Source organism: Paenibacillus hunanensis (genome assembly GCF_034055775.1).
Classification (GTDB): domain Bacteria; phylum Bacillota; class Bacilli; order Paenibacillales; family Paenibacillaceae; genus Saccharibacillus; species Saccharibacillus hunanensis.
Genome location: NZ_CP139194.1, coordinates 4,442,760 through 4,468,985 on the forward strand (window position 1 = coordinate 4,442,760; position 26,226 = coordinate 4,468,985).

The window sequence follows — 26,226 nt, forward strand, 5'->3', positions numbered from 1 at the left end:
GGGTTATTCACTGCCTTTCCATTTCAGCGTTTTGATCTCGTATGGTTTGAAGGTTAACTCTAATCGACCCGCCTGTGTTTCCAAACGTTGCTGCTCGTCTTCCAGCAGATTGGTCAGTAGCCAGTACCCTATTCCGGTATGCCCATTCGAATTAGCAGATGGCATCGTCAATACTGCTTTGCTCCGACTACCGGAAGATTCGTACAAACGGAAAATCGTACCCTCACCATCCTCGGCAGGCTTGATCGTATCGAGTACGACGTGCTTGCTGTTGAAATGCAGCAGGGAAACACCTGCTGGTTTCGGATGTGATTGGTTAGCATGCGATTCAAATGGTATCGATGCAGGTGGAACTGCTGATGCTTTCGCAGTCGTAGATGATTGGAAAGGTGTTGCGTTTGGTATGCCACCGATCGATTCCGTATCACGATTAGAGATGTTTGAACGAGCATGTACATCCGATACAGAAGATGGTGTCTGATCGCTTTCACTGGTATGAACCGGGGCAAGCAGGCGTACAGGCACCTGCTGATTCAGTTCAGCGGCTGCACGCACGATATGCGCCTCGCGCCAGTTCCCACCATGTGGCAATAATGAATACGTGAATTCATGCTGTCCGATATCTGCTGCATGATCCGGCCATTTTGGAGCGCGAAGCAGCGATAATCGCATATGTCCATCCTTGATGTCATAGCCGTATTTGCAATCATTCAGCAGACTTACGCCGTAATCACCCTCAGATACATCTGCCCAGCGATGCCCGCATACCTCGAATTGCGCGCGCTCCCATGATGTGTTGTTATTCATCGTCCGCTCCAGCGCGCCAAACGGAATCTCATATGTCGCCTGCTCGGCAATCAGATCAACCGGAAAGCTGACCTTGAGTAGCTTATGACTTTCCTGCCAGTCTACAGTCGTCTTAAAATCAATTCGCCGATGCGCCGTGTACAGATATAGATCCTGCGTAATCGTGGAGCCGCCAATTTCCCAACGGAAACGTAAAATATCTCCCGTGCTTCCACGCATCACAACCTGAGAAAAAAGTAGGTTCGCACGTCCTGCCGATTGCGCTGCAAACTGTGGATCGATATCCCAAGCATCCCAAAGCGTTGGACGGTCATGATAATAGCCAAATACATTTCCAGCATGCTCTGGCTTGAGCACCTCGCGCTCATATTCCTTGTCATAGAGCGAAGCTACCTCACCCTGCTCATTAAAACGGATCGAATAATACGGTGTCTCCCATACGGCAGGCACCTCTGCACCAAGCACGATATCTGCTGGGCTGCGCACCTCATCCTCATGCTCGTATTCGTGCAGAACGGATGCACTCGTTTCAGCCACCTGCTCGGCTTCGCGCAGCCAGATCGTGGTATAACCAAAGGCTGGAATCGACGGCACATGAATACGCAAAATAAACTTTGCTGTCGCTGACTGCTCGCTTTTAGATGGAGGGGTCGCTGTAGACTGCTCCAGTCCTTGCGATTCTGCTGGTTGCTGCACGTCTCCATTGGCATGATGTATTTGCGCTTGTGCCGAAAGAGCTTCCGAAGGTGCTGTCGCTTTGGATGTTAACGCCTGTTGCACTCTTTGCATAGGAACAAGTCCGGGTAGCTTTTCACGTGCTACGCTAAAGCGAGCAGGTGGTGCTTCTACAGGCTGTGGCTCCGGTTCAGCCAGCTCCAATACGACAACGTCGCAGGATAACCTTTGTCCCTGCTCATCAAAGGCAGCTAATCCGTGCAGTTCATCCCCACCCGCAATCTCAATCCAGTCGCTGCGTTCCCAGCCTAGACTGTTGAATACGACATAGGAGATACCTGTTTGTGCAGGTTGGTCTGTGCTTGTCGCTGTATCGGTTATTGCATCTGCCGCTTTATCTATATTCGTGCTGATTTCTGCGTTCGTAGGGCTTGCCGAATCAGTAGCTATATGGCGATTACGATCATTTTGCAAAATCGACTGTGTCCACATATCGAGTGCCTGATCAAGCGCCGTCTGCCCGATACGCAAAATCTCCTCATACTCCACATCCGATGTGCGATACACCTCATGGATCGCCGACCCCGGCACAATATCGTGAAATTGATTTAGCATAATGCCCAGCCAGCCCTGCTTGAACAACGCAGCAGTGATCGGCTGTTGATCCACATCATCGCCGCGATGTAGCAATAACGGACTTACCGAATACGTAGCAGCTTCGGCATCATGCGCTGCTGCCTGACCGGAGACAGTATAGGGCTGCGTAGATGAATTAGGCTGAATTTCACTCTGTCCAGTACGTTCTGCTCCATGATGATCCGTATCGCCTGTCGCCAGACTGCTTGTGCCAAGTCGCAGCATCGCCAGTCGCTCCCATATTTCTGCTTCACGATATAAAATCTCCGCTTTGCGATTGTAGCGCTTGTTCCAAGCCTGCGTCGTATACGTGCCACGATGCAGCTCCAGATACAGATCGCCTCGCCATACAGGCAGTTCCGGCTCCTGCTGGCTAATATGTTCAAAAAATTCCTTTGCCGTGCCAAACTCTGCCTTCGGTTGACCGATCATCCACTCGGCATGCTGTACGTATTCGACCATCGGCTCGGTCACACCGCCACCGCCATCACCATGTCCATACAGCAGCATTTGCTCTGGATGCACATCCTTTTGCCGAAACGATTGCCAGTGCTCATCGATATCCTTGACTGTCGTCGATTCATTCACACCATGGTTTAGATAGGACAATACTGGCGTGCCATCGATCCCGACCCATTGAAACAGATCATAAGGGAACACATTCGTATCATTCCAATTCAGCTTGGTCGTCATAAAGTAATCGATCTCTGCCTGCCTTAGCAGCTGAGGTAACGAAGCGGCATAGCCGAATGTATCGGGCAGCCATTCAATCGATGAGGTCTGTCCAAACTCCTCCCGATAAAAGCGTTGCCCATACAGCAGCTGGCGTGCCAGCGATTCGCCGCTCGGAATATTCAGATCTGGCTCAAGCCACATGCCTCCAACTAGCTCCCAGCGTCCTTCGGCAACGTATTGCTTGATTTTGACGTACAGCTCCGGATAATGATCCTTTACATAAGCGAATAGCTGAGGCTGACTCTGGGTGTAGACAAACTCTGGATATTGCTCCAATAGCGTACACATCGTTGAAAACGTACGACTCGTCTTGCGCACTGTCTCCCGTACCGGCCATAGCCATGCCAGATCGATATGCGATTGCCCGACCATAATCATCCGGCCATTCGTCTCCGTATCCGGCGCATACTTGCCTACACGCTCACGCAGCAATTGCTGTAGCTGCTCCCATGGCTGGGACATATGCCATGATTCCTCCGGTAAGTCATAGGCAATCTGCATGCATTCCTCTAATGCTTGCTGAATCTCATTACGGCGTAGCTCGCCTTCTGGTAAACGCTGTGCCGCATCCCTGGCTATTCGAATACTGTGCATCAGACTGCGTAGTCCGGCATTGATCTGCACAATACTGGAGGTAAAGCCATGTAATGGCGCGACGAACTCCGGTTGTCCATTCAGCGGATCATGCGGCTCAGGAATCGGATCATATAGCTCGATCTCGATATGCAGCGGCTGACCGATATGACTGGCACGAAGCGGAACAAAGGTGTGATTTTTGTCCAGTCCATGGTAATGCTCGCCGTTGATTTTTAGCAGCCCTTCTCCACCTCCTGCGTCAAACAGAAGTGCGGCAGGCTGTTCTTGCCATTCGGCTGGAACGTTGATGTTGGTTTCCAGCATATACGTTATGCCATGTGTGCTTTTGAGCGTCCCATCACTTGTCGTGCGTGGGGATAGCTGCTCATATTGCCCTGCGGTCACATAGCGTACCTCTTCAATCGTCCATTGCTTCAGTTCCACTTGCTCCAACCACTGTACCTCCGCGAGATGCTTGAGAAATCGTTCAATCCGATGCATACGAAACGAGCCTCCTGTGTACCTGATATCAGGTGTATTCGTAGTGTGTTGTGGTGATGAATGGGATGACTATTTTGCTCTGATCGGGCAGGCGATCGTTTGCCTGAGTCGATCGGTAAACTTAACGGCATTATGCTATAGCGTGGGTGAGGGGTGCAATATGTGAGATATGATGGCATATGTTTAATATGCGCATTTTGGAGTTGGGGGTACATCACTTCGGGAAGGAATAAGGGAACGGACTCGGGTGGAGCCGCGGGAATCTTTTGGATTGGGGAAGGAATGAAGATTCCCGCCCCTCCAAAGGAGTCCTTTTCCCTTATTTCCTTCCCTTCGTTCCGTGCGACTTGCAACATCCGAAATGCGGGCGGGCTAGCAGGATAGTTTTTGATTGATTAATTACATGCTCCAAGATTGCAGAGATTAGAGATACAGTTAGTTTGGATATTTGATTGAATAGTATTGGGTTGGAATAGGATTGTTAGGTTCATTTTTTGCTCTGTGTCTGTGTCTGTGTCTGTGTCTGTGTCTGTGTCTGTGTCTGTGTCTGTGTCTGTGTCTGTGTCTGTGTCTGTGTCTGTGTCTGTGTCTGTGTCTGTGTCTGTGTCTGTGTCTCAAAAATTATAGTGGCTATTATCATGGTGTGACGGTGAATGTTATTGTTTTTCCTTCTGCGGAGTTGGGGCCTAGTTGGATTCGGAAGGTGCCGGGTTCGATGGTTCGGTTTAGGGCTTGGTTTACCATTTCCAGATGTTCGGCGGTGATTGGGAAGGTGATGTGTTGGGATTCGCCGGGGTGGAGATGGATTTTTTGGAATGCTTTTAGTTGTTTGGCTGGGCGTGTGGTGGATGCGACGACGTCGGTGATGTAGAGTTGGACGACTTCGTGTCCTGCTCGTTGTCCACTGTTGGTGATCTGGATGCTGACGGTGGTTAGTATAGCTTGATCAGCCTGTGTAGCTGAGTTGGTAATGCTGGACAGGGCGATGGTTGCTGATTCGATGGCAGGCTCGCCGTACTCGAAATGGGTGTAGCTCAGTCCGTAGCCGAATGGGTAGGCTGGAGTCAGATCCATTTCCAGATAGCGCTTGCCTCTTGTGGCGCGTGCGTTGTAATAGACGGGCAGCTGACCGACATGGCGTGGGATGGACAGGGTAAGACGACCGGATGGATTCACGTCTCCAAATAAAATTTCCGCCAGTGCATGTCCGCCCTCTTGGCCCGGATACCAGGCTTCGATGATCGCATCGGCTTGCTCATCGATATGCGGCTCGGCTACAGGGCGACCGTTGATATAAACGACGATAAGTGGCTTGCCCAGTCCCTGCAATTGACGGAACAGCTCCAGCTGTGCGCCTGCCAGTGTCAGGTCTACACGGTCGATGCCTTCGCCGCTCTCCATATCGCTTTCCTCGGATTCGTGTACAAGCGATTGTCCGGTACGCAGGTCAATCGTGCCTTCGCCAAAATCACGCGCACTCGATCCGCCCAGTACGAGTACGATCGTCTCGGCTTGCGCCGCCACCTCAAGCGCATACGCAATTCCTTCCAGCGAGCCGTCCTTGATGCGGCAGCCCGGTGCATACAGCACATCCTCCTCAGCTAGATACGCACGAATGCCCTCCAGCGGCGTGACGATTTTGCCCGCTGGCTGCGGGGAAGTGTAATCGCCGAGCTGGTTATAGGGTTTATTCGCATTCGGCCCGATCACAGCGATACGTCCAACTGCTGTAGCATCGAGTGGCAATCGCTGTGCATCATTTTTCAGCAAAATAATGCCTTCGCGCGCCACCTCGCGTGCCAGCTCGATATGGCTCGGCGAATGAATAACGTCTGCTGCCACCTGTGGATCGACATACGGACGGTCAAATAAACCGAGCTTGAATTTCATTTCCAGCACACGTCCTGCCGCCTGATCGAGCTGCTCCGTGCTCACCAGACCCTGCTCTAACGCGGCAGGCAAATAACGGCTGAACATATAGCCGGACATCTCCAGATCAATCCCGGCAGCAAGTGAAATCGCCGTTGCCTGCTCGCCGGTCTCGACCACATTATGCCCATGATCCTGCATCAGCATATTCATCGCACTGGCATCGGTAATGACAAATCCATCAAAGCCCCACTGCTTGCGCAGCACCTCATCCAGCAAATAATCATTCGATGTACATGGTATACCGTCGATCTCGTTATATGCTGTCATGACAGAAGCGGCACCTGCCTCGACTGCCTTGCGAAATGGGTGCAAATCGACTTCATGTAGTTCACGCAAGCCCATATGTACCGGAGCGCCATTGCGTCCACCCTCGGATGCACCATATCCAGCAAAATGCTTTAGCGTAGCAATCACCCGATCCGGTGCTGCCAGTGACTTGCCCTGCAAGCCGCGCACCGCAGCAACAGCCAGCTCGGCTGCCAGATGCGGGTCTTCGCCATATGTTTCCTCAGTTCGTCCCCAGCGTGGATCACGCACGATGTCCAGTACAGGTGAATACGTTGCAACTCCGCCCTGGCTACGTGTTTCCAGCGCTACTGCTGCACACATACGCTCATATAGCTCCGGGTTCCATGTGCTCGCCGCCAGTAGCGGCACCGGATATACGGTCGCTCCAATCGCCATATGGCCATGCGAGCATTCCTCGCCAAACATGATCGGAATCCCCAGTCGGGAATGCTCGATCGCATATCGTTGGATCGTATTCAAGGCTTCCGCACCTTCACGCGGAGATAGCCCGGTTTCCAATGTGACCTCTGTCCACGGATCGGCACGAAGCGCTGCATAGAGCGCACCAATTCGTCCTTCACGTACATCCTGCTTAAACGCCTCGGTTAGTGTGATACTGCCATCTTCATTTTTCGTAAACATCTTCCAGCCAAATGGCTGTACCAGTTGCCCGATCTTTTCCTCCGTCGTCATCTGTGCCAGCAGGCTCTGAACACGAGCCTGTAGCGGAAGTGTTGCGTCCTTATAGCTCATCAATGAAGTCACCTTTTCCCTTTCGTGGCGCGATGCACCAAAATGTACAGGCGGTTGGGCTCGGAATGAATACTCTCTCCAGCCCTCCGTCACAGTGTAGTAGTTCGTTTCCGTGCCACGGATACCTGTTCGAAAATGATTAAAAATTTTATTGCTATTCATAAAAATAATTTTCAATATTCTTAAGAAAAGAAGAAAAATTTACACATATATCTCCTTATATAGATAATAATTTATTTTTATGGGATGAAAAGGGGTTTATTATGGAGTTTTATTTCGCTTTTTAGCTATATGATGCAATTTCAAAGAACTACTTTTCGCAAATTCTTTCATTCCTTTTCTCAAAATCACCGAAAAAAATTTTATTTTATAACATTTTTTATTCGTATAGGACGTGCAAAGGAAAAATATAAACAACAAAAGAATACGAAGACAGCGCATAAAAAAAGAAGCTGCGTATCCGAGGATCGCAGCTCCTTTCTCATCCAATGACTTCTATTTTCAAGCGGTTTCTATTTCACTCGCTTAATACGCCCAGTTACCTTTACGGAATACAGCCTCTATCGTACCATCCGGCAGCTCTCCATCGATATCCAGCTCTGCCGATCCGACCATAAAGTCCACATGCGTTAGGCTCACATTAGCGCCATGTGCCAGCAATTGTTCCTTGCTCATCTCCGTACCGCCCTCCAGATTGGTCGGGTACGAGCTGCCTAGCGCAAAGTGACAGGATGCATTCTCATCGATGCCTGTGTTATAGAAAATACGGTTCAGGTTTGAGATCGGGGAGTCATGCGGAACGAGCGCAATTTCGCCCAGATGCATCGCACCTTCATCCGTCTCCAGCAGTGAGGTCAGATGCTCCAGACCGGATACCGCGTCATATGCGGTCACTTTACCTTCACTAAAGGTGAGCTGGATGCCTTCCACTAAGCGACCGTTCAGATTGAGCGGCATCGTGCTCGTTACTGTACCATTTACGCCATTACGATGAGGCATTGAATAGACTTCCTCGGTTGGCATGTTAGCGATAAAATACGTACCGCTCGCATTCGAACCGCCTGCACTTTTCCACAGATGTCCTTCCGGTAGCTCCACACGCAGATCAGTGCCTGGCGCACGGTAATGCAAGCTTTTATAGCGTTTGCTGTTCAGACGCTCTTCTACCTTTTCCAGCTGCGCTACATGCTCCTTCCATGCAGCGACCGGATCATTATCCGGGGTTACGCGATTCATCATGAAGATCGCATCCCACATCGCGTCTACACGCTCGCTCTCTGGCAGATCCGCATACACTTTGTTTGCCCATGCTACGGTTGGTGCTTTCACAAGTGCCCAGCTAATACGGCTATTGCGCGTGTAGTCGCTATAGTTCTCATTCGCGATCGCGGCTGCCTTGACTGATTTGGACACTTTCCATGATTCAATACCGTTAAAGAGCTCTGGATTCGGCACCTTAATACGTAGAATCGCCCCGCCTTCAGCAGCGAACTTCTCCATCATATCGGCATGCCACTGAGGATAATAATCGAATGTATCGTCACCTGCATGTTCATAACGAATACGAGTGATCGCTTCATCATCCCAATCCACCATGACATATTTGGCTCCAGCATCATATGCTTCTGCAACGATACGACGCGTCAGCTCAGCCGTTTCCAGTGGAGCGTTAACGATAAGTACCTGCCCGGGTTGAATATTTACTCCAATCTGGACGACCAGACGGGCATATTTTTCAAGCATTTGTGTAAATGAGTTCATTACGATTCTCCTTTGGTGTCAGTGTATTCGCTCCGCACTCTTCTTAATTTCGCACAATCTAATGACTCACTAAAAAAATGTTCGCAATTAAAGTTTCATCATTAGTATTTCAGTTTATAAGCTAATGTGCGATCCCAATATGTAGTTCTTCAGGTCAGTCGGAGGATCAAGCCCTACTATTATACTCCTCTCGATCAGATAGCACTATCCCGCATTATATGTTTTCACTCCCATTGCTACACAAACCTACCACTAAAGGAGTCCACCCCACGCATGTACGAAAAAAATAAAGTGATGAATTGGCTTTGCCTGGTTACTGTTGCCCTGTCGTTTCTCGTTTTTGGTTTGCATCAATTCACTACGATCATCCCTATGCCCATGACGATGAACATGACAGAACCGATGAATCATATGGCAACGAGCAGTTTGAACACGCTACGCTATATATTACTGGTATTACCTTTGGCTTTGCTTGCTATCTCTCTTCTTCTATTTTCGCGTAATCGCGTTTCAGCGGCACTTCCAGTAATGAATACGTTGATCCTCACACTGAGTAGTATTGCATTGATTGCGGTAGGGGATGGACTGGTTGAATATCATTTTTCCGTCTTCATGGTCGTCGCCTTTGTCGCCTTTTATGATTCACTGGCACTTGTGCTGCTAACAACGGCAATCTTTGCGATTCATCATGTAGCAGGCTTTTTTCTATTTCCAGAGCTGCTCTGTGGACAACATGCGTATTCGTTCTCACTGCTGCTCATTCATGCCGTGTTTCTACTATTGACGAGTGCTGCGGTCAGTCTACTCATCGTCGCCAAGCAACGTCATACCCGAGCATTACAAAAACAAAAGGAGCAAGCAGATATATGGAATCGCACGGCGCTAGGCAACCTGACTCAAAGTGGGCAATATATGGATGAATCTGCTTCCACCCTACAAAGGAGCTCCAGTGCACTTGTTCATCTATCTGAAAATATCGCTAGCTCCATGCTATCTATTCGCACCAATGCAACCGACGAGCTATTACCTTCTCAGCAAAGAAGCGAGCAGCGACTTCAAGCGATCACAGCCGCTATTCACGAAGTAGCAAGCTCACTGGAACAGCTGCACGAAGCTTCCGACACTACCATTCGCCGTGCCCAGCTAGGAAATGAATCACTTGGCGAAATCACCGCGCATATGTCGGCGTTACAGCAGGATGTGAGCCAGATGGCACGTGGTATCCATGAAGTCGATGACAAGGCAAGCCAGATTAGCAGCTTCATCGATATTATCGCTCACCTCGCTGCCGAGACGAATCTGCTGGCATTGAACGCCTCGATTGAAGCGGCTCGTGCAGGGCAGCATGGACAGAGCTTCGCCGTCGTCGCTCAACAGGTGAAGAAGCTCTCCGTTGAGACGACCGGGGCGCTGGCACGCATGTCCTCCATCATGCAAGAGTTTAATGGCGCAACGACCAGCGCACTGGCGTCTTCCGAGCATGGCACACAGCGAGTTCAGCGTACGCTAACAGAGATTGAGCATATCCAGCAAGCGTTTCAGGAGATTGTGATCGCTACTGAGCTAAATGGTGAACAGACAGAACGCATTACACAGCGGATGCTGGAGCTAAATGAGCATGCCATTCATGTAAACGAAGCGACTCATTATGTGACGCAGATGATCGAGCAATCGCTGGATCAGCATGCAGCAGTGGATCATATTTTACATCAGCAATTAGAGCACAGCTCTGCCGTATATCAACAAGCGGAGCGTCTGAATAGTATGAGTGAGGAGCTACGTACACTGGTAGAACAGTTCAGTCAGCGTCAACAGGAGCAGGGTCAGTTGATGGAGCATGGCAACGCTACAGAGGATAGCTCTTCAACAGAGCTTGCTGAGATAATTTCATTGCCGCCACAGGGCGTTGCTTCTTGAGCGCGTTAGTATGAATAGAATAAATAGTTGAGCAATATTATAAAAAGCAGTGCGTTCTGTAGGAAGAAACGCATCTGCTTTTTATTTGCTTTATTATGATGTTTCACATTCGTTTTCCGACTGACTCCTACTCAATCCGAATTTGTCGCCTGAAGCTGTATCCACCTATTCACCAATCTCCGTAATGCCAGTATTTATAAACGGAGGCACCTTCTGCCCGTCCGTAATCGCAAGCAACGTGTTCATAATCGACTCGCCCCAGTGCTGTTCATTTTGAGAAATGATGCGTGTAATCTGTCCGTTGATAAGTGATTCTTGAACCGTGGGTGTTAAGCCGAGTGCGATATTGTACTGCTTCAAGCCTTTCGCCTTCCAGACGAGAATCGAGCTGGAGCTAGACACGGGATCGAGATTAATCAATGCGCTAAAATGCGGATGCGCACTGATCATGGCTTCTAATTGCTGTGTAGCATCTTCCTCTGTCCCATCATTGTTACGAACCTCTAACATATCGATACTTGTATGACTTGATAAATACTGCTTCAGCCCTTCTAATCGCTGACTCAGTCCGAGCATATGAGGCATGCCAGACTCTACAATGACCATGCCTTTACCATCGAGTAGCTTGCTGACCGATCGCCCTATCGTTATACCAGTTTGAACATTGTCGGCACCGATAAAAGCGAGTCGCTTACTATCTGGAGCATCGGACTCAAAGCAAATGACCGGTATGTCCTTGGCAACCGCTTTATCAATAACCTCTACGAGTGCCGCAGAATCGACCGGGTCGATCGCAATACCGTCTACGCCCTGCTTAATCATCATTTCCATAATACGAATTTGCTGTTCCAGATTGGCTTCATCTGGTGCTTGAACGATCAGCTTCACCGCATGATCGACACTAGCTGTTTTTAGATTTTCCGTAATAATCTCATACGTTGGATTCACCGTTGGATAAATAATGCCGAACACCAGCGGAGCACGATCGTTATCGGTAGCAGAAGGTGCAGTCTGCTTCGCTGTACTCGGCTGGCTCAAGGAGGTGCTGACACCCGTATTTCTTTCACAGCCGCTCAGTGATAACAGCATAAGCAGGCAGCCTAGCATAACAAGCAATAACACTCGATTCATAGGCGGTTTTCCCCTTTGCTCACTGGCACCTCCTGGTCGATCGAGCTATGCTTTCTGTATTCTGTAGGGGTGAGGCCTGTCACTTTTTTGAATAAATTTGAAAAGTAATGTGGGTCTTTGTAGCCCACCTGAAATGCAATTTCAAAGGTTTTATATCGGGTGAGCTTTAGCAGCTCCTTCGCTTTATTGATACGAATCAGGGTTAAATAATCCGTCATCGTTTGTCCGGTTTCCTGACTGAAAATTTTACTCAGATGGCTGGAGCTCACGGCAATCTGCTTGGAAATATCAAATAAGGATAGCTGATCGTCCTTGTAGTGCTGGCGAATATATAGCTTAACGGCATGAATCAGATCGCTATATTTGTCCGTACTCGCTTGCCGCCATTCCCATAGCTGCTGGAGCAGGGCTAACACATAGTGCTGACAATCGTCATGACTGGTAATGAGCTTGATCCGTTCTTGCAGCTCCGATAGCACATCCTCAGTACGGTGGCTCGTTTGGAAATGTTCTCTGGCAGCAGTGATCATTTCCAGCGTCAAATCATGCATCAGGTAATACGCATATAACGAATCCCAGTTTACACTGTCCAGTCTGGCTGTAAAGGAATGCACAAAGTCTGGTGCATCCTTAGGCGAGCCTAGCTTTAAAAAATCAAGCAGCCCATTTCGGTCTAAAATTATATTTTCATAGGAGCCATCGGCAGAGGCTTGCAGGAAAGCCTCTTTATTTTGCTGTAGCATCTTCCGCTCGATATTGTTCGCTTCTGCTTCCATGTACGATATATGAATGCCTTGCAGCCGTTCTTGCACATGCCCTGAGGAAAGCAGCAATTCACAGTTGAACTGTGCATGTAACGGAAGCTGTAGCTCATTGACTCGTGCTTGTAACGATGCTGAATCGTCTTCTAGCGCAGGGCATTTCATAATCAAAACGGTTTCTGTGCGGCTACGCTTGTACATAAAATAATCCAACTGCCCGCAAAGCTGCTGGTCTATCCATCGTCCAGCCTCCGAGCAGACTATCGGGTCTAGCTCCGGCTTCGCTGGATCAGTGGACGATAAGGTCAGAATCGCAACTGCATAATACGATGTCATGAGCTGGAGCTTCAATTGATCTGCCACCTTGATGGCAGTCGCTGTGTTGATTAAACCGCCGCACAGATCCGCAAAAAGCTTTTCCGCTGTATACGTTTCCTGTCTCTTTTCGCTCTCTTCTCGATCAATGCGCTCACTTACCGCATGAAGCAGCTGGAGCAAGTCCGACGCGCTAAAGGGCTTCAAGCAATAATCCGCCGCACCAAGACGCAGAGCAGTCTGCGCATAATGGAAATCATCGTATCCGCTCAGAATGATCACCTTGATCTGTGGGAATCGCTGACGCACGACAGCGCATAGCTCCAAGCCGTCCATAAAGGGCATTTTGATATCGGTAATCAGAATATCGGGCATATGCTGTTCAATTAACGGCAACGCCAGCTCGCCATCTGAAGCATCCCCACAATAATGAAAGCCTGCCCCTTCCCAATCGACACGCTCACGTATCGTTTCACGAATCAGAATTTCATCATCAACCAGCATGACCTTCTTCATGGATAAGCCCTCCTATGCTTGGGAATGCGGATCGAGACGGTCGTTCCTTCTGAGGCAACACTGCTCAATTGCACACCGTATTCTTCTCCAAAATACAATCGCAAGCGCTGATGCACATTCAACAATCCGAACCCTCCTTCATACGAATCATAATCCTCTGCCTGGACAGGATGATCCAGCTCATGCCGGAGCAATTCAAGTCGTTCTGGCGTCATACCTGCGCCATTATCCGTCACTGTTAATACGATCACCGCATCGTTTTCCTCATAGCCACTAATCGTGATCCATCCTTTACCTCTTTTGTTTTTGATACCGTGATAGATCGCATTTTCGATCAAGGGCTGTAGTGTCATATTTAGAATCGGATACTCTTGAAGCTCCTCGTCAATGTGTATATGATATTCCAGAATATCGCGGTATCTCATTTGTTGAATGATGAGATAGCTTTGAGCATGGGCAAGCTCGGTACGAATCGTCACCCAGTCCCTGCCTTTATTTAAGCTAAGTCGGAAAAATTGAGATAAGGCTTTGACGAGCTGAATCACGCTTTCCGATTTGCCTGCTTCCGCCATCCATACAATCGAATCAAGCGTATTGTATAGAAAATGAGGATTGATCTGCGCCTGTAGGGTACGCAGCTCTGCTTTTTGCAAAAGCTGCTGCTTCAATATACTCTGGTTCAGCAGCTGCTTGATTTTCTCCACCATAATATTGAAGCTCTGACCGAGATCCGAAATTTCATCATTGCCTACAGGCTGAACCTTGGCTTCCAGATAGCCTTCTGCTGTAAGTCTCATCTTATGCTTGAGTAGCTGAATCGGCTGGGTAAGTCGGTAGGTTAAGAAGAAATAAATAATGATGACGAACAAAATGCTCAGCATTACACTGAAAATAATAAGCTGCCGAATCCGATCCGCTTCGGATACGATCTCTTGCAGTGGCGCAAGACCAACAATTTTCCAGCCTGTCGTAAGTGAGGAGCTGAATACGACAAACCACGGCTTGCCTTCAGGATAGAGCACAAAGCTGTTACTTCCCGTTTGCTGTGCCGCAGGCAGATTCGCCAGCGCAAGCTCCTCCAGCTTCTGCTTATCCTCAGACAGCTTGTAGATCGGGTTGCCTGACTGATCGATTACACTGAAAAAGCCAGTTTTCCCGATCCGAATATGATCATCGAATTGTTTGATGAATGAGGCATTCAGATCAATAATGATGAAGCCGATCACTTCATGTGTAATACGCTGCTGTACGGTCGCAATAATCGAAATGACCTCGTCCTGAGGATACGTGAATCCATCCACATGATCATAATCGGATGCCATAGATGGCGGGATTCTGAGAATCATATCCGGATGCTCGGTTAGTGTCTGAAAATGGGGATTACGCAGAGGGTTGAGATTCGACTGGAATACACCTTTTCGTTCGCTGATCCCTTTACCATATAAATTGATAAAGCTAATATTCATCACATCATCGTACTTGTACGTATCCCGATAAAGAGCAAAGGTCTGCAAAATCTCCTTCGCTTCCGCATACGTCTCCGATTGTGAAAATAGAAAATGAATCACCTGCGGATTATTGCTCAGCTCCAGCAGTCGCTCCGTATCATCAAATAGATTATTAATGTTTCGACTTAGCTCATCCGCCTGTAGCATACTTGCAGCCTTGCTATATTCCGCAATCGATTCATACGATTTTTGATACGAGATAATTCCTACTGTAATTAATGGAACGGTTGTTAATACCGTGAACAATACGAGCAGCTTTATCCTCAGACTGGCCGACATCAGACGGATCAACCTCATAAATCATCGCACCTCATCATCTAAAATAGGGTTCACCCTATCTGTACGATGTACAAATGGAAGCCTACTTGTCAAGCAAAAAGAAAGCGCTATCAAAAAATTACACCTTTTAACAAAAATTATACACCTTTTCCCTCCAAATACGTATGCCCTCTCCTACAAAATGATAAAAACGAAAAAAATCAAAATAAATAACCAAATGCGTCAATATCTTCTCTTTTTGAAAGCGCTTTATAATCAAGGCATCACCAAACGAAGTGTACAACAAAAGGGGAGGAATAATGAATATGAAACGATTCGGGAAATTGAGTGCGGTTCTGGCATTAACATTCTGTATGAGCGTGCTGGGTGCATGTGCTAATGGCGGAAATAATCAGACAGGTGCTGCAAATGGGGGTTCTGGCACGCAAGCTGGAAAGACAATTACTCTGGGCTTCTCGCAGGTAGGCGCAGAAAGTGGCTGGCGCAGCGCCAACACCAAATCGATTCAGGATTCCGCTAAAGAAGCAGGCTACAACTTGAAATTTTCGGATGCTCAGCAAAAGCAAGAGAATCAAATTAAAGCCATCCGTTCCTTTATTCAGCAAAAGGTAGATGTGATCGCCTTCTCGCCTGTGGTCGAATCGGGTTGGGATACTGTACTGAAAGAAGCCAAGGACGCTGGCATTCCGGTCGTTCTGACTGACCGCGCGGTCGACTCTAAAGACACCTCCCTTTATGTAACATTCCTCGGCTCTGACTTTGTAGAGGAAGGTCGTAAGGCTGGGAAATGGCTGTCCGAGCAATACAAGGATACCAAGGAAGATGTGAACATTGTCGAGCTGCAAGGCACAACCGGCTCCGCTCCAGCCAATGATCGGATGGCAGGCTTTGCCGAGGTGATCGCAGCGAATCCTCATCTAAAGGTCATCGCTTCCCAGACAGGCGATTTCACTCGTGCTAAGGGCAAAGAGGTTATGCAGGCATTCCTGAAGGCGAACAAGGATATCGATGTGCTGTATGCACATAACGATGATATGGCGCTTGGAGCGATTCAGGCAATTGAAGCAGCAGGCTTAAAGCCAGGTCAGGATATCAAAATTATCTCTGTCGATGCGGTCAAGGATGGCATGCAGGCTGCAAGTGAAGGCAAGATTAATTATATCGTTGAGTGTAATCCGATGCTTGGGCCGCAGCTGATGAAAATTGTCAAAGATGTCGTGGATGGCAAATCTGTGAAGTCACGTATCGTAACAGAAGAAACCGCGTTCACCTCGGAGCAAGCTAAGGAAGCCCTGCCAAATCGCGCGTATTAATCCATTCGCGCACTGTTCATTTTGCCACTCCGGTCGCCTGGGTTGCTGCCGGAGTGTTTAATTTTAATCTCAACCTGAGGAGTGAATGCTGAAATGAGCACGCAGAAGCCCTTGCTTCAGATGAAGCAGATTCATAAACGGTTTCCAGGTGTTAAAGCGCTGACCAACGTAAGCCTGCGCTTGTTTCCAGGCGAGGTTCATGCACTGATGGGTGAAAATGGTGCAGGCAAATCAACGCTGATCAAGGTACTGACCGGCGTCTATTCGATCGATGAGGGCGTTGTCGAAATGGAGGGTGTGCAGGTTTCGATGCAAAGCCCATTAGAATCACAGGCTGCCGGAATCAGTACCGTATATCAAGAGGTGAATCTGTGCCCCAATCTAACGGTGGCTGAAAATATCTTTATCGGCAGAGAGCCGAGACGGTTTGGACGTATTCTGTGGAAGGAAATGAACAAGCGCGCACAGACCCTTCTAAGCGAGCGCTTGAATTTGCATATCGATGTGACCGAGCCGCTCTATATGTATTCGGTGGCTGTACAGCAGCTGATAGCGATTGCCAGAGCGCTTAATATTTCAGCCAAGGTGCTTATTCTGGACGAACCAACCTCCAGTCTCGACAAAAATGAAGTACAGCAGCTATTTCGCGTCATTGAGAAATTAAAGCGTGATGGGCTAGCGATCTTATTTGTCACGCATTTTCTGGATCAAATGTATGAAATCTCGGAACGGGTAACGATTTTGCGGAATGGCGAATTTATTGGCGAGTATATGGCGAAGGAGCTGCCACGGCTTGACCTAGTACTAAAAATGATCGGCAAAGAGCTCAATCTGCTGGAGCAATTGCCACAGCTGGTGGAGGATCATGAAGCGTCTGCGAATGAAACCCTCGTAACCGCAGAAGGGCTGGGGCGCAAAGGAGCAATCGAGCCGTTCGATCTGTCGATCCGTAGAGGCGAAGTTGTTGGCTTAGCAGGCTTGCTTGGTTCAGGTCGCACCGAGACGGCTCGCTTATTTTTCGGAGCGGACAAACCGGATTCTGGCACCTTAACATTCGCCGATGGCGGTTCAGGAGTGCAAACACCACGAGATGCTATCAATCATCGCATCGCCTTCTGCTCTGAGAATCGTAAGACAGAGGGCATTATCGGTGATCTGAGCGTAAGGGAAAATATCATTCTAGCCTTGCAGGCGAAGCAGGGGATGTTCCGTACTATTTCTCGCAAGCAGCAGGAGCAATATGCGGATGAATATATTCGTATGTTGAATATCAATCCTCCTAATCCAGAGCATCTGATCAAAAACTTGAGTGGTGGCAATCAGCAGAAGGTGTTGCTTGCTCGCTGGCTACTCACCTCTCCGCAGCTATTCATTCTCGATGAACCGACACGCGGCATCGATATCGGCGCCAAGGCAGAAATTCAGAAGCTGGTGCTCTCTCTATCGCGTCAGGGAATGTCATTCCTATTCATTTCCTCAGAGCTGGAGGAAGTGCTGCGCGTAAGCGATCGCGTTGCAATCCTGCGTGATCGTCATAAAGTAACCGAGCTTACAGATACGAATATGAGCCAGCAGCAAATTATGCAGGCCATCGCAGGAGGTTAAGCAGGATATGAGCAAAATCTATAAGCACCATCTGTTCTGGCCGCTATGCGTGCTAGCTGCACTGCTGCTGTTCAATCTACTTTATTCGCCCGATTTCTTTTCGATTACGATGCATGACGGTCATTTGTACGGTAGCTTGATTGATATTCTTAATTTTGGTGCTCCGCTTATGCTGGTCGCGATTGGGATGACGCTTGTCGTAGCTACGAAAGGAATTGACCTTTCGGTCGGCTCGATCGTAGCGATATCGGGCGCAATTGCCTGCCTGACCATCAGTAAAGGAACCGATCAGAATGCGCTCGGATTAGTCACCTTCTCGATTCTGCTAGCTGTAGGTCTATCGATTATTCTGGGTGCATGGAACGGTCTGCTCGTATCGGTTGCCGGCATTCAACCGATTATCGCCACGCTCATCCTGATGGTTGCTGGACGCGGAATTGCACAGCTTGTCACCGATGGGCAGATTATTACGGTAACGAGTAGCAGTTATTCGTATATCGGCTCCGGTTCATTGGCTACACTGCCTTTCTCTATATTCGTGGTAGCACTAGCACTGGTGATTGCACTGCTGTTAACTCGCAAAACATCGCTAGGCTTGTTTATCGAATCGGTTGGCTGTAATCCAACTGCCAGTCGAATGGCAGGCATCCGGGCAACTGTAGTTATTTTCGCGGTTTATATCTTTTGCGGTGTGTGTGCCGGGGTTGCTGGCTTGCTGCTCAGCTCCAATGTATCCAGCGCAGATGGCAATAACGCGGGGCTATGGTATGAGCTAGATGCGATTCTAGCGGTCGTTATCGGTGGAACCTCCCTGAATGGTGGACGCTTCTATCTTGCTGGTACCGTCATCGGCGCATTGATTATCCAAACGCTGACCACGACGATCTATATGATCGGTGTTCCACCCGAGATTACCCTCGTCGTGAAAGCCTTTGTCGTGTTAGCGGTCTGCCTGATTCAATCCGAGACATTCCGCTCGTCTATCGTCTATCGCAGGCATAAAAGACAGGATACAATGAAAAAGGAGGTTGCCCGTCGTGTCTCTTAATCGCAAATACATTCCGATTGTCGTCACGATCATGCTATTTCTCGTCATGTTCGCAGTGGGTTCTTTTCGATATACCGGGTTCTTCTCGTTTCAAGTCCTGATGAACCTGCTAATCGACAATGCATTTTTGCTGATCACCGCTGTCGGTATGTCGTTCGTCATTTTATCAGGTGGCATTGATCTATCGGTCGGCTCGATCATTGCACTTTCCACGATGATTTCCGCCAGTCTCGTTCAGCAGCATGGATGGTCACCAGCGATCGTTATTCCGCTCGTACTGATGATGGGCGCAGGCTTTGGCAGTGCGATGGGCGCGATTATTCATTATTTTAAAATCCAGCCGTTTATCGTGACGCTAGCAGGTATGTTCATGGCTAGAGGGCTATGCTATGTGATCAGTATCGATACGATCACAATCGATCATCCCTTTTATACAACGATGGCACAGACGAAAATCCCTTTACCGGGTGGCAATTCCTTATCGATCAGCGCTGTAATCGCTTTGATCGTAGTTGTGATCGCAATCTATGTCGCTCACTACACTCGCTTCGGTCGCAATGTGTATGCACTCGGTGGCAATGAGCAGTCTTCACTGCTGATGGGACTTCCTGTAGCACGTACGAAAATTTTAGTTTATACTCTGAGTGGATTCTGTTCAGCACTTGCGGGCGTGGTGTTCACGTTCTACATGCTGTCAGGCTACGGACTGCATGCAGTCGGCTTTGAGCTAGATACGATTGCTGCTGTCGTGATCGGCGGTACGCTGCTGACAGGCGGCGTAGGGTATCTGCTGGGAACGTTCTTCGGTGTTATGATTCAGGGCATCATTCAGACTATTATTAGCTTTGAAGGTACATTAAGCTCCTGGTGGACGAAGATTGCGATTGGCTTGCTGTTATTTGTTTTTATTTTGCTACAGCGTATGTTAAGTGCTAAACGCTCGGCACAGAAGCAAGCATAGATTAAGGTACGATATTTTACTTCGCAAAAATTATTTTTTTATTGAACCTCGTGTTAGGAGATCGCTAACACTGGAGCTGTACGATATTTTGCTTTGCAAAAATCATTTTTTATTGAACCTCGTGTTAGGAGATCGCTAACACTGGAGCTGTACGATATTTTGCTTTGCAAAAATCATTTTTTATTGAACCTCGTGTTAGGAGATTGCTAACACTGGAGCTGTACGATATTTTGCTTTGCAAAAATCACTTTTTATTGAACCTCGTGTTAGGAGATCGCTAACACTGGAGCAGTACGATATTTTGCTTCGCAAAAATCACTTTTTATTGAACCCCGTGTTAGGAGATCGCTAACACTAGAGCAGTAAGCATTGGGAAACAGGCGGGTGTGTTTCCCAATGTTTTATTTCTATTATTTTATTTATATTCTATTCTGTTTAAATGATAACGCTATCATTATGAAGGAGGCTCAGTATGAAATGGGTGAAGTGGTGTCTGCTGCTTGTACTGCTACTATCCGGCTGTGATGGAGGAAGTCAGCAATCCAAGTCAACGACGATTCCAGCGGATGAAGTATCTGTCGTCACTGATTATGATTCGTCGATCCAGCCGACAGCGACGAAGCCGATTGTGCTGGGCTTTTCTCAGCTAGGCTCGGAGAGTACGTGGCGAGAGGCGAACACCACCTCGATCAAGGAAGCGGCGAAAGAAGCGAATATTACATTGATTATGACGAATGCGGAGCAGGATCAGAAGAAGCAATTTGAGGCGATTCGTTCCTTTATTCGACGGGATGTGGATATTATCGCGATTGCGCCGGTCGTTCAAACGGGCTGGGAAGGTATTTTGAAGGAAGCTAGAGCTGCTGACATTCCGGTTATCATCATTGATCGCTCGCTACATGTGAACGACAGCTCGTTATATGTGACCTTCATCGGCTCTAACTTTTATGAGGAAGGTGTCAAAGCATCCAAGTATATGATCGATCGCATGCGTCATCAACCGGGCAAGATTCGTATCGCCGAGCTGCAAGGCACCGTCAGCTCCACCCCTTCGATCAATCGCGGCTTAGGATTTCGGCAAATGCTTAAAGCTCATCCACGCTTCCAAATTACACAATCAAAGCCAGGAAACTTCACCCAGAGTGGCGGCAAACAAGCGATGCAGGAGTTTTTGCGACAGCCTCGCAAGGACTGGCCTCAGGTGCTATTCGCCCATAATGACGATATGGCGATCGGAGCGATTGAAGCGATTCAGGAGGTCGGCTTGAAGCCTGGTAGTGACATTATCATCATCTCTGTAGATGGCACACGCCGTGCATTTGAGCAAATGGTGCAGGGACATATTAATGCTGTTGTGGAATGTAATCCATTGCTCGGCCCGCTCGTGATGCAGGCAGCCAAAGAAATTATGGCTGGTCGCACCCTGCCCAAGCGGATGATCACACCGGAGGATATTTTCACGCAGGAGCTGGCAGCACGAGAATTGGAAAATCGGAAATATTAGTAGAAGATGTTCGCTTTTCTGGAAGTGAGTATGCTGTGTCTGGCAGATACTTTTTCCGAGCTTTTTCTAAATGTGGATGCCGTCGAATCCCCTCTATCTTCGTATATCCTCTTCTGCGTTCTATATGTGCCAATAATAAAGCAGATGATCCCCTCTATTGGAGTGAGGGATCATCTGCTTTTGTGTTTGTATAGGTATAGATAAACGATCAATTATGCCGACTCACGCAGTGGAGCCGTCGTCTGCTTGAGCCAGCTTGTACGCCATTTGCTTTGCATCATGGTCAGCAGACCGAGCGCACAGAAAGCCACAACTCCTAGCACGATGAAGCCAGGTGTATATGAGCCTGTCGATTTGTACAGATTACCGAGAATGAGCGGCAACGCATAGCCACCCAGTCCACCTGCTGCGCCTACAATACCTGTAACCAGACCGATCTCATTGGAGAAGCGCTGTGGTACGAGCTGGAACACCGAGCCATTGCCTGCACCCAAACACATCATGCCGACAAACAGAAGCGAAACAACAACCGCCAGTGGTGGTAAAAAGGACACACAGATCAGCATCGCTCCTGCACCGCCATACAGATACATCAGCATGCGTGTACCGCCGATTTTATCCGCTAGATAACCGCCTACCGGACGGAAAAAGCTGCCCGCGATCACACAAATGGTGGCGATATCTGCCGCATGCACCGCAGACAAACCATATTGAGCATTGAAGAAAATCGTCAAATAATTTGCCAACCCTACAAAACCACCAAAGGTTACACAATAAAAGGCACAGAACACCCAGGCATCGCGCTGCTTCAACACAGATGCGTATTGCGCCATCGTCTTCGGCGCCGGACGATTCGGGCTATTTTTCGCAAAAATACTAAAGTAGATAAACACGATAATCATTGGAATCATCGCCAGACCAAATACAATCTCCCAGCTACCGAAGTGCTGTGCAATCCGATTGGCAAACAACGTTGCGAGTACGGTTCCGCTATTACCCGCACCTGCAATCCCCATCGCCAGCCCCTGATGCTCCTTCGGATACCATTGACTTGCCAGCGGTAGTGCCGCCGCAAATGAAGCACCCGCGATACCGAGTAGCATCGCTACGACATACAGCTGATCCAGCGATTGCACCCATTGCCAGCCGAGTAAAAGCGGTACGAGAGTGAGTAGCATCCCGATCTGTGCTGTGCGTTTGGGCCCGATATAGTCCGACAGAAAGCCAAGCACTAGCCGCAGAATCGAACCGCCCAGCACGGGCAACGCTACAAGCTGTGCCTTCTGCACCGGATCCATCGGATAATCCTGAGCAATCACTACACTCAGCGGCCCGATCATGCCCCAGATCATAAAGCTGATGTCAAAATACAAAAACGATCCGAATAACGTAGGCTTATGCCCGCTCTTCCAAAAACTTTTTGCCTCCATCCATCCCACTCCTCTTTGTCTTGGCGATGATTCATAAGCGCTGATGGAGCTGAATCGCACAACCAACCTCTATCCAGTCCATCCATATCCGCAAAAAAGCCGCAATTCACCCTGGAGTCCAGAGCGAAATTGCGGCATCTTTGCCTGCAACAACCACATCATTGTGATTGTTGGTGTGAGCTTATGAATCACCGAACAGTGAATTTGATTCAAATTATAGGAATAAATTCATGATGTGTCAACTTTTTTAACCAATAAAAAATAAATAAATATTTTACGTTATATTAATTAACATTAAACTATAAATATACGTTATACATATGATTGCGATATTCCGTTGGACTCAGACCTGTGTAACGTTTGAACATACGGCTAAAATGTTCAGGCGATTCATAGCCAATCTCGTATGCAATCTCATCCCTTTTTTTACTCGTTGTGCATAGCAAGTGCTTGGCTAATTCGATCCGAAGCTCGGTAATATACTCCCATAACGTCTGATTCATTCGACGGCGAAAGATTAAGCTCAGATAGCCTGTACTAAAATGAATGTCTTTAGCGATGTCGTGTACCTGAAGATTGGAACGCCGATAATGACGATGAATATAGGCTAAAATACGTTCAAATATCATATATTCTGCACGGCGATATTTCCACTGTTCATACACGATGCACACATCCTCTCTACACAATATATAAAACGGGCTTTATTCACATAAAGACGGCTTAACACTACCTCGACTAATGAAATGCTTACACTCCAGGTTATTGTAGGTCAAAAATAGCCTTAAACGTTTTGCCTTTCGCTTTGTTTACATTCACTGTAAACTGAATCGTTGGACTGGATGAATCCACTGTAATGCCTGTATCGACTATAGACTTGACCGCAGTACGATTGATTTGCACCCTGATCGTTCCTGTATTGGATTGCGTTGGATCACTGACCGAAACATACAGCTTGTTTGCTTTCTCCTGGATCATCACCGATGCTTTTTTGTTGACAGTCAGTCCATCTACTGTCTGTACCGTATCCGTCCAAAAGTTAGCGCCGAGTAGATTTAACGTCTTTTCCTTTACCGCTTGAACTGCACTAGAATTGGCACGTACCTCAATATCAGGCTGTGCCGCATAACTTGCCATCTGAACAGCTGATTTGCCCGGTAATACAACATATTGATAGCTCGCATCAATTGGATTACTGCCTTGATTCATCCATAGTGTCATGTAATTGCGCGTAATGGCGGTTGCTGGCGACTCGGGACGTGAATTGATCTGTTTCCAGTTGCCTGTACGTGCTTCTCGCTTCGCCTGTAATGTCGTTGCTACTGGGAAATAATAACCGATACTAGCCCCCGGCAGATTGCTGCCAAGGTGTGCCCAGTTCACATTCGTCAGCGATTCATTCCAGCCCAGTGTTGGCGCATACACCTGTCCATTGACAGTAAAGCTATTATTTCCCTGTGCATTGAGCTTCCGATTTTCCACGATCGTCTCAATTGGAGCATTATCGGTACTTTGAATACCTGCACCGAGCGCGACCAACTCATCATCGAACATAAACCATGATTTCCGAGCTTTTAAAGTATGATCGGAATATTGCAGATCCATACCAGATATTCCATATTGATCGTTCAGACTCGTGCCGCCTGTCCATGTATTCACACTTGTATGCCGGGTAGCAGGTTGCTGAGATACAACCGTTGTTCCTGGCAAACGGTACGCATCAACGGTCGGCCAATAATCATCGCTGTATTGCGCTAGATCGCTGTTATATAGACTTGTCATTCCGGTAGAGGTATACCATGCTTTTCCGTTCTCACTATTAATCGCTTCATAGCTGGCAATTCGATTTGAATACATGGCGAGTCCCCACGTATAGTTCCCCTGCTGCTGAATCGCTCGATCCATCGCACTGAACTGTTTATACAGAATCAGATTGCTGGCTGGAGCAATCGACGTATCATTCATTAGAGCCTTCGCACGCACAATAATGGGAATGGGAGCATCCTGGTAATACGATAAATACGTATCATTGGTCATCCACGCTTTGAGCATACGGCGAAAATCCTGTGCCTTCGCTTCGGGTGCAACCTCGGTCAACAATAAAATACTATTCATCACCCGATGTCCAGCCACATGATCCTGCTGGTACGAACGGGAAATTTCTCTGCCTCGCACCATATCCATAATCGCCCCATTGTACATGAGCGGTTGATACGAATTATAGACCCAGTCCCACACATTCGACTGTAACGGATCTGTAACTTGCCAGTTCGATCCATGGAGCAATGTCATTAATGTGCTCACCGACGAGAGTAGATCAATCCCATATCCACCTGTATAGGGGATATTGGCGTGCTGAATAAATGAACCATCTGTATAAAATCCATCGCCTGTCACCGCGTATTGAAAAATAGCAGATAATCCATCACGGGCACTTTCAATTTTGGCGCTATCCTTCACAAGAATGCCTCGAATCGCTACGACCATCGCTTTCCATGCTCGGTTGGCTCCGGTTAAAGTGACTGTTGGCGAGAAGTGCTCCACACCACTCATATAATTGGTAATCTGCGTGCTACTCAAATCGTCATACATGAGCACAACAGCATCATTCAGCTGTAGCGGAATACCGATCTGCCAATCCCACCAGTTGCTCGTCCCGCTCGGTGTCGTTGTCACATGTTCGTTATAGCGCGTGCTGTACATATAATCTAATCCATTCACAATATCCGATTGGAGGTTCGCATTACCATATACAGACGTACCAACCGTCGAATACGCAAGCGCCATTACCTTTAATCGTTCATAAGAGGTACGAATCTGTGCTGAATTGCCTACACCAGACGCATCTTTCCACAAATATGTCCGACCTGTCACCGTGCTCATCGACTTCCAATAGCTATCGGCAGTGAGTGATAGCTTGGATAGCGCCTGCGCCAGATCAGGATCACTTGTAGACAGATTATTTCCTCCAGTCAGCATCGCACGATGTTTTTCACGTAATTGGTCGAAGGCATCGGCTGCGTATGTTTTTGGTGCAGTGATGCCGATACTGGTGAACAGCAAAATAAGGCAAAGGAACATATAACTCATTTTGATACGATTACTTTTTTCATTGGCTATGTTCATGTTCTTTCACTCCTTGGATTGAGATTAAGTAAACCAAACAGATAGGGATACATCATCGTTATGTCTGAATACATCATGGTGTGTGAATGACGCAACCTCTATGCTGATGAAGTACAATTCATTTTCATTTTCAAAAGGAGGATTATGG

Annotated in this window: 15 protein-coding genes; 6 read left to right on the forward strand and 9 right to left on the reverse strand. The window is 47.9% G+C overall.

Features of this window, described 5'->3' with window-relative positions; translation table 11 throughout:
- Window positions 1-3 precede the first annotated feature (3 nt).
- The 3 genes from SK066_RS18120 to SK066_RS18130 form a co-directional block, all read right to left on the reverse strand.
- Window positions 4-3,930: an alpha-mannosidase gene (locus SK066_RS18120; RefSeq protein WP_320542504.1), complete on the reverse strand. Its 3,927-nt coding sequence runs from the start codon at window positions 3,928-3,930 to the stop codon at window positions 4-6.
- 636 nt (window positions 3,931-4,566) lie between these two features.
- Window positions 4,567-6,903 (reverse strand): glycoside hydrolase family 3 N-terminal domain-containing protein, encoded by a 2,337-nt coding sequence (locus SK066_RS18125; RefSeq protein WP_320542505.1) that lies wholly within the window; start codon window positions 6,901-6,903, stop codon window positions 4,567-4,569.
- A 525-nt stretch (window positions 6,904-7,428) separates the two neighbouring features.
- Window positions 7,429-8,664: an aminopeptidase gene (locus tag SK066_RS18130; RefSeq protein ID WP_320542506.1), complete on the reverse strand. Its 1,236-nt coding sequence runs from the start codon at window positions 8,662-8,664 to the stop codon at window positions 7,429-7,431.
- Window positions 8,665-8,937: 273 nt separating this feature from the next.
- Between SK066_RS18130 and SK066_RS18135 the strand changes: the two genes are divergently transcribed.
- Window positions 8,938-10,581 (forward strand): methyl-accepting chemotaxis protein, encoded by a 1,644-nt coding sequence (locus SK066_RS18135; RefSeq protein ID WP_320542507.1) that lies wholly within the window; start codon window positions 8,938-8,940, stop codon window positions 10,579-10,581.
- Window positions 10,582-10,746: 165 nt separating this feature from the next.
- Here SK066_RS18135 and SK066_RS18140 read toward each other — a convergent pair whose 3' ends face one another.
- Genes SK066_RS18140 through SK066_RS18150 form a run of 3 tightly spaced genes read right to left on the reverse strand, consistent with a single transcriptional unit; the run spans window position 10,747 to window position 15,109 of the window.
- Window positions 10,747-11,712: a sugar ABC transporter substrate-binding protein gene (locus SK066_RS18140; RefSeq protein WP_320542508.1), complete on the reverse strand. Its 966-nt coding sequence runs from the start codon at window positions 11,710-11,712 to the stop codon at window positions 10,747-10,749.
- Window positions 11,709-13,304 (reverse strand): response regulator, encoded by a 1,596-nt coding sequence (locus tag SK066_RS18145; protein WP_320542509.1) that lies wholly within the window; start codon window positions 13,302-13,304, stop codon window positions 11,709-11,711. The genes SK066_RS18140 and SK066_RS18145 overlap by 4 nt, the downstream gene beginning before the upstream one ends.
- The gene (locus tag SK066_RS18150; RefSeq protein ID WP_320542510.1) at window positions 13,301-15,109 is read right to left on the reverse strand and encodes a sensor histidine kinase; all 1,809 of its coding nucleotides are present in this window, start codon (window positions 15,107-15,109) and stop codon (window positions 13,301-13,303) included. The genes SK066_RS18145 and SK066_RS18150 overlap by 4 nt, the downstream gene beginning before the upstream one ends.
- 287 nt (window positions 15,110-15,396) lie before the next feature.
- Between SK066_RS18150 and SK066_RS18155 the strand changes: the two genes are divergently transcribed.
- The 5 genes from SK066_RS18155 (at window position 15,397) to SK066_RS18175 (ending at window position 21,522) form a co-directional block, all read left to right on the forward strand.
- Window positions 15,397-16,404 (forward strand): ABC transporter substrate-binding protein, encoded by a 1,008-nt coding sequence (locus SK066_RS18155; RefSeq protein WP_320542511.1) that lies wholly within the window; start codon window positions 15,397-15,399, stop codon window positions 16,402-16,404.
- A gap of 93 nt (window positions 16,405-16,497) precedes the next feature.
- Window positions 16,498-18,009 (forward strand): sugar ABC transporter ATP-binding protein, encoded by a 1,512-nt coding sequence (locus SK066_RS18160; RefSeq protein WP_320542512.1) that lies wholly within the window; start codon window positions 16,498-16,500, stop codon window positions 18,007-18,009.
- Window positions 18,010-18,016: 7 nt separating this feature from the next.
- Window positions 18,017-19,057 (forward strand): ABC transporter permease, encoded by a 1,041-nt coding sequence (locus tag SK066_RS18165; RefSeq protein ID WP_320542513.1) that lies wholly within the window; start codon window positions 18,017-18,019, stop codon window positions 19,055-19,057.
- Window positions 19,047-20,018: a galactofuranose ABC transporter, permease protein YjfF gene (yjfF, locus tag SK066_RS18170; RefSeq protein ID WP_320542514.1), complete on the forward strand. Its 972-nt coding sequence runs from the start codon at window positions 19,047-19,049 to the stop codon at window positions 20,016-20,018. Before SK066_RS18165 ends, yjfF begins: the two co-directional genes overlap by 11 nt.
- 472 nt (window positions 20,019-20,490) lie before the next feature.
- Window positions 20,491-21,522, forward strand: a complete 1,032-nt coding sequence (locus tag SK066_RS18175; protein WP_320542515.1) for an ABC transporter substrate-binding protein — start codon at window positions 20,491-20,493, stop codon at window positions 21,520-21,522.
- 212 nt (window positions 21,523-21,734) lie between these two features.
- Here SK066_RS18175 and SK066_RS18180 read toward each other — a convergent pair whose 3' ends face one another.
- From SK066_RS18180 to SK066_RS18190, 3 genes are all read right to left on the reverse strand, one after another.
- On the reverse strand, window positions 21,735-22,952 hold the full coding sequence (locus tag SK066_RS18180; protein ID WP_320542516.1) for a nitrate/nitrite transporter: 1,218 nt from the start codon (window positions 22,950-22,952) through the stop codon (window positions 21,735-21,737).
- A 299-nt stretch (window positions 22,953-23,251) separates the two neighbouring features.
- Entirely contained in the window at window positions 23,252-23,617 is a 366-nt protein-coding gene (locus tag SK066_RS18185) for a helix-turn-helix domain-containing protein (RefSeq protein WP_320542517.1), read from the reverse strand.
- Between the two features lie 97 nt (window positions 23,618-23,714).
- Window positions 23,715-26,078 carry a polysaccharide lyase 8 family protein gene (locus tag SK066_RS18190; protein ID WP_320542518.1) on the reverse strand — a complete coding sequence of 788 codons (2,364 nt, stop codon included), beginning with the start codon at window positions 26,076-26,078 and terminating at the stop codon, window positions 23,715-23,717.
- Window positions 26,079-26,226 lie beyond the last annotated feature (148 nt).

Bases quoted from the DNA above. Each gene is read 5' to 3' on its own strand.
- SK066_RS18120 (WP_320542504.1), bottom strand. From the start codon at position 3,930: ATGCATCGGATTGAACGATTTCTCAAGCATCTCGCGGAGGTACAGTGG.
- SK066_RS18125 (WP_320542505.1), bottom strand. From the start codon at position 6,903: ATGAGCTATAAGGACGCAACACTTCCGCTACAGGCTCGTGTTCAGAGC.
- SK066_RS18130 (WP_320542506.1), bottom strand. From the start codon at position 8,664: ATGAACTCATTTACACAAATGCTTGAAAAATATGCCCGTCTGGTCGTC.
- SK066_RS18135 (WP_320542507.1), top strand. From the start codon at position 8,938: ATGTACGAAAAAAATAAAGTGATGAATTGGCTTTGCCTGGTTACTGTT.
- SK066_RS18140 (WP_320542508.1), bottom strand. From the start codon at position 11,712: ATGAATCGAGTGTTATTGCTTGTTATGCTAGGCTGCCTGCTTATGCTG.
- SK066_RS18145 (WP_320542509.1), bottom strand. From the start codon at position 13,304: ATGAAGAAGGTCATGCTGGTTGATGATGAAATTCTGATTCGTGAAACG.
- SK066_RS18150 (WP_320542510.1), bottom strand. From the start codon at position 15,109: ATGAGGTTGATCCGTCTGATGTCGGCCAGTCTGAGGATAAAGCTGCTC.
- SK066_RS18155 (WP_320542511.1), top strand. From the start codon at position 15,397: ATGAAACGATTCGGGAAATTGAGTGCGGTTCTGGCATTAACATTCTGT.
- SK066_RS18160 (WP_320542512.1), top strand. From the start codon at position 16,498: ATGAGCACGCAGAAGCCCTTGCTTCAGATGAAGCAGATTCATAAACGG.
- SK066_RS18165 (WP_320542513.1), top strand. From the start codon at position 18,017: ATGAGCAAAATCTATAAGCACCATCTGTTCTGGCCGCTATGCGTGCTA.
- SK066_RS18175 (WP_320542515.1), top strand. From the start codon at position 20,491: ATGAAATGGGTGAAGTGGTGTCTGCTGCTTGTACTGCTACTATCCGGC.
- SK066_RS18180 (WP_320542516.1), bottom strand. From the start codon at position 22,952: ATGGAGGCAAAAAGTTTTTGGAAGAGCGGGCATAAGCCTACGTTATTC.
- SK066_RS18190 (WP_320542518.1), bottom strand. From the start codon at position 26,078: ATGAACATAGCCAATGAAAAAAGTAATCGTATCAAAATGAGTTATATG.